General features: G+C 73.0%; 4 protein-coding genes and 1 pseudogene. All 5 read right to left on the reverse strand.

Features of this window, described 5'->3' with window-relative positions:
• A partial coding sequence (locus GT030_RS25610; RefSeq protein WP_346009746.1) for a chorismate-binding protein occupies positions 1-1,167 on the reverse strand: 1,167 nt, incomplete at its 3' end.
• Positions 1,164-1,787: an isochorismatase family protein gene (locus GT030_RS25615; RefSeq protein WP_086695450.1), complete on the reverse strand. Its 624-nt coding sequence runs from the start codon at positions 1,785-1,787 to the stop codon at positions 1,164-1,166. The genes GT030_RS25615 and GT030_RS25610, both read right to left, overlap by 4 nt.
• 55 nt (positions 1,788-1,842) lie before the next feature.
• Positions 1,843-3,015, reverse strand: coding sequence for a 3-deoxy-7-phosphoheptulonate synthase (locus tag GT030_RS25620; RefSeq protein ID WP_161203141.1), 1,173 nt, complete (start codon positions 3,013-3,015; stop codon positions 1,843-1,845).
• 113 nt (positions 3,016-3,128) lie between these two features.
• Positions 3,129-3,527, reverse strand: a pseudogene (locus GT030_RS25625) (PhzA/PhzB family protein); the annotation flags it as partial.
• A 110-nt stretch (positions 3,528-3,637) separates the two neighbouring features.
• A partial coding sequence (locus GT030_RS25630) for an acyl-CoA dehydrogenase family protein (RefSeq protein ID WP_272920719.1) occupies positions 3,638-4,014 on the reverse strand: 377 nt, incomplete at its 5' end.

The following is a 4,014-nucleotide window of genomic DNA, read 5'->3' on the forward strand; positions in this document are numbered from 1 at the left end:
CAGGGCGTGCAGCAGCCCGGCCGCTTTGGCGCGGGTCTCGGCGGCTTCCGCGCGCGGGGAGGAGTGGCGTACGAGGGTGGCGCCGACCGCGAGCCGCAGCCTGCCGTCGGCGGCGATGTCGGCGGTGCGGATCAGGATGGCGGAGTCCAGCGAACGCCCGCCGCCCGGCTCGCGGCTGATCAGCGCGGCGACGCCGCTGTAGTAGCCGCGCCCCTGGGGCTCGTGGCGCTGGATGACACGGGCCGCGCTCTCCACCGGGCTGCCGGTGACGGTGGGCGCGAACAGGGTCTCGCGGAGGATGTCACGCAGGTCGCGGTGGGTGCGGCCCTCGATGAAGTACTCGGTGTGGGCGAGCCGGGCCATCTCCTTGAGCCGGGGTCCGGTGACCCGGACGCCGGGCTCGCAGACGCGGGACATCATCTTCAGTTCCTCGTCCAGCACCATGTACAGCTCGTCGGTCTCCTTGCGGTCCTGAAGGAACGCGGTGAGACCGGCCAGGTCGGCGCCGCCGTCCGGGTAGCGGTAGGTGCCGCTGATGGGGTTCATCACGGCGTGACCCTGGCGCACCGAGATATGCCGTTCCGGGGTGGCGCCGACGAAGGCACGCCCGCCGACATGGATGACGAAGGTCCAGTAGGCGCTGTGCTCGACCGCGGTCAGCCGGCGGAAGACGGCCAGCGCGGTGTGCGGGGTGTAGCCGTCGAGGTCGGCGAGCAGGGTGCGGCGCAGCACGAAGTTGGCGCCCTCGCCGGTGCCGATCTCGTCGGCGACGACCCGCCGGACCTTCTCGGCGTACTCGTCGTCGGACAGGTCGAAGCGGTGGCCGCTCATGCCGACCGGGGTGTCGGGCAGCCGCTCCAGCACGTCCGCGAGGGGCAGCTCGGCCTGCTCGGTGACGGTCAGTGCGATCAGGGGCGAGCCGTCGTCGGGGGCGGCGAAGTCCCGTTCTGCCAGCTGGCGGTAGGGCACCAGGACGAGAGTCTCGTGGCCCGGAGTGTCCCTGCCCTCCGGCAGCGGCAGTCCGGCGAGCGTGGCCGGGTGGGAGACCTCGCCCAGCAGGACGTCGACGGTGCCGGGGGTGCCGCTCTCCGGCCGGTGCAGCAGGGCGAAGTCCTGGTCGCCGGGCGCGGCGAGCAGGCGGTCCAGGAGGTCGCTGGGCGGGCTCACCGGAACACCTCCGCGCTGGGCAGGACCACCCCGCAGCGCTCGGCCACGTAGTCCAGGGCGAGGCGGTGCCGTTCGGCGGAGAAGTCGGCGACGGCGTCGGCGGCGAGGAAGACCTGGATGTCGTTGGTGAACGCCTCGACGGCCGTGGCGAGCACGCCGATGTGGGCGTAGACCCCGCAGAGCACGAGCTGGTCGCGTCCGGCGGCGCGCAGCCGGCGCAACAGGCCGGAGCGGTGGAAGGCGCTGTACCGGTATTTGGTCAGCATCCAGTCGCCGGGCTCGGGGGCGAGTTCGGGCACCACCTCGCGGTCCTCGGGCGCGGTACGCATGCCCGGACCCCAGAAGTCCTTGAGCAGTCCCCGGTCCTCGTCGGTCATGCCGCCCGGCTGCGCGGTGTAGGCCACCGGCACCGCGAGGCTCACGGCGCGTTTGCGCAACCGGGCGGCGTTGTCGACGAGTTCGGAGCGCAGCGGGTCGGGGACGGAACGCAGGAAGAAGTGCTGCATGTCGTGGATCAGCAGCGTGGCCCGCTGCGGGTCCGGCGTCCAGTGGGCCGTGTTCGCCGGGAGGCTGTCCGCCGCCGGCAGGGCGTAGGGCGCGATACGGGGTATGCCGACCACCAGTCGGCTCCTTTCGGGGCGGGAGGGATACGGGCCTGCCGGGGCGCGGCGGGGCTCAGCGCAGGGTGTGCGCCCAGCCGGTGACCATGCGCAGCGCCTGGTCGGGGTTGAGCCGGGGGTCGCAGAACGTGGTGTGCCGGTCCCCCACGCTGCCGAGCTGGGAGACGTCGGCGGCGCACTCGGTGACGTCGTCCGGGGTGGTCTCCAGGTGGAGGCCGCCGTTGACGCCACCGCTCTCGGCCAGGGCGGTGCCGAAGCCCTCGATCTCGGCGAGCATCGCGTCCACCAGGCGGGTCTTGTGTCCGGCGGGGCTGGTGATGGTGTTGCCGTGCATGGGGTCGCACAGCCAGATCGCCGGGTGTCCGGCGGCCCGTACGGCCTCCACCAGCGGGGGCAGCCTGCTGGCCACGAAGTCGGTGCCCATGCGGGCGACCAGCACGAGCCGGCCGGGTTCGCGGTGCGGGTCGAGACGGCCGGCCAGGGCGGTGACGTCTTCCGTGGTGGTACCGGAGCCGATCTTGCAGGCGACCGGGTTCAACACCTCGGCGAGCAGCCGCACATGGGCGCCGTCGGGCTGGCGGGTGCGTTCCCCGATCCACGGCAGGTGCGTGGAGCCCAGGTAGGGGCGGGTGCCGTCCTGGCGCAGCATGGGCAGTTCGTAGTCGAGCAGCAGCGCCTCGTGGCTGGTCCACACCTGTTCGGCGGGCGGCCGGCCGGCGTTGACGTCGGCCAGTTCGCGGACGATCTCCCGGGCGGCCTGGTGGCAGGTGAGGATGCGCTCGGGGTCGGCGCGGCGGCTGACCGGGTCGGCCTCGGGCGCGTTGACCATGTGGCCGCGGAAGACGGGCAGGGTGATGCCGCCGACCTGCTCCACGGGCTTGGAGCGGGGCTTGGCGAACTGTCCGGCGATCCGGCCGACGCGCAGCACGGGCTTGCCGGTGACCGCGCCGACCGCCTCCGCGAGGTGGTCGAGCAGGCCGGTCTTGCGGCGCACGTGCCGGGGGCTGGACTCGGCCGGGTCCTCGGCGCAGTCCCCCGCCTGGAGCAGCAGGGCCCGCCCGGCGGCGACGTCGGCGAGCAGGTGGCGCAGCCCTTCGGCGGCGTCGGCGGTGACCAGGGGTGGACAGGTGCGGAGGGTGGCGCGCACCCGCTCGACCGGGCGGGCGTCGTCCCACTGGGGCTGCTGCAGGGCGAGTGACGCGTGGATGTCCTGGAGGGAGGGGCGCACGGCTTCCTCTTGCGGGGTCGGGGCGGGGACCGGGGGCCGGCCGGCCGGCGTCGGGTCGGGATTCCGTCGCGGCGGACCGCGGGGACGTCGATACCGAGGGCCCGGAACTGCTGGCAGGGGTTCATGAACTCGCGCTGCTGCTTGATCTTCCCGTTCTCGAAGGTGAAGGAGTGCAGGAAGTGGTTGCGGTACAGGCCGGGCTCGTAACCGGGGAAGAGGATCTGGCCCTCGCCGTCGCACTCCACCCAGAACCGGTCGGGGTCCTGGGTGTCGAAGATCTCGACGTTGATCCAGGCCCAGTCGGGAAAGCACTTGAGCGACCAGACGGCGTGCTCGCCGAGCCGGTCCCGGCCGCTGATGACGATGGGCTCGCCGGTCTCGGTGGTCCACAGGCCGCCGGTGCCGTCCTCGGTGAACAGCAGGTGGCGCTTGAGGCGGTCCTGGCCGCGGGTGTTCATGTACTGGGCGACGATGGCGCGGTTCTGTTCGCGGATCTCGTGCTCGTCGGACATGTCTGATCTCGCTTTCCGTCACTGGGAGGCGAAGGACCGCTGCCGCGCCGGGGCGGGCGGGCCTGGAGCACATCGGAACGAAGGGGAGTTCGCGGTGGTCGTAAGGGCCGTCAGACCAGCATGCTGATGGCGCGCGGGTCCTGGCCGACCAGGGCGCTGCCGTAGACCTGCTCGGGGACGCCCATGCCGAAGCCGGCGTGCCGGCTGCCGGTGTGGATGTCGCGCCAGAGCCGCTGGAGGGGGTTGGACTCGTCCAGGGCGGAGGAGCCGTAGAGGGTGACGATGTCGTCGACGGTCTGGCGGCACTGCTGGACGACGTGGGTGGCGTCCATGCGGGCGCGGGCCCGGGTGAGCAGGTCGGGGTTCTCGACCGCCTGCGCGTGCTCGTCCACGCTGTCGGCGAGGCGGCGGGCGTGCAGCCGGGCGGTGTCCAGCCGGGTGGCCGCGGCCGCGAGGGCGAGCCGGGCGGTGGGCGACTCGGCCTGGC

This window comes from Streptomyces sp. SID1328 (assembly GCF_009865595.1).
GTDB lineage: Bacteria > Actinomycetota > Actinomycetes > Streptomycetales > Streptomycetaceae > Streptomyces > Streptomyces griseoluteus.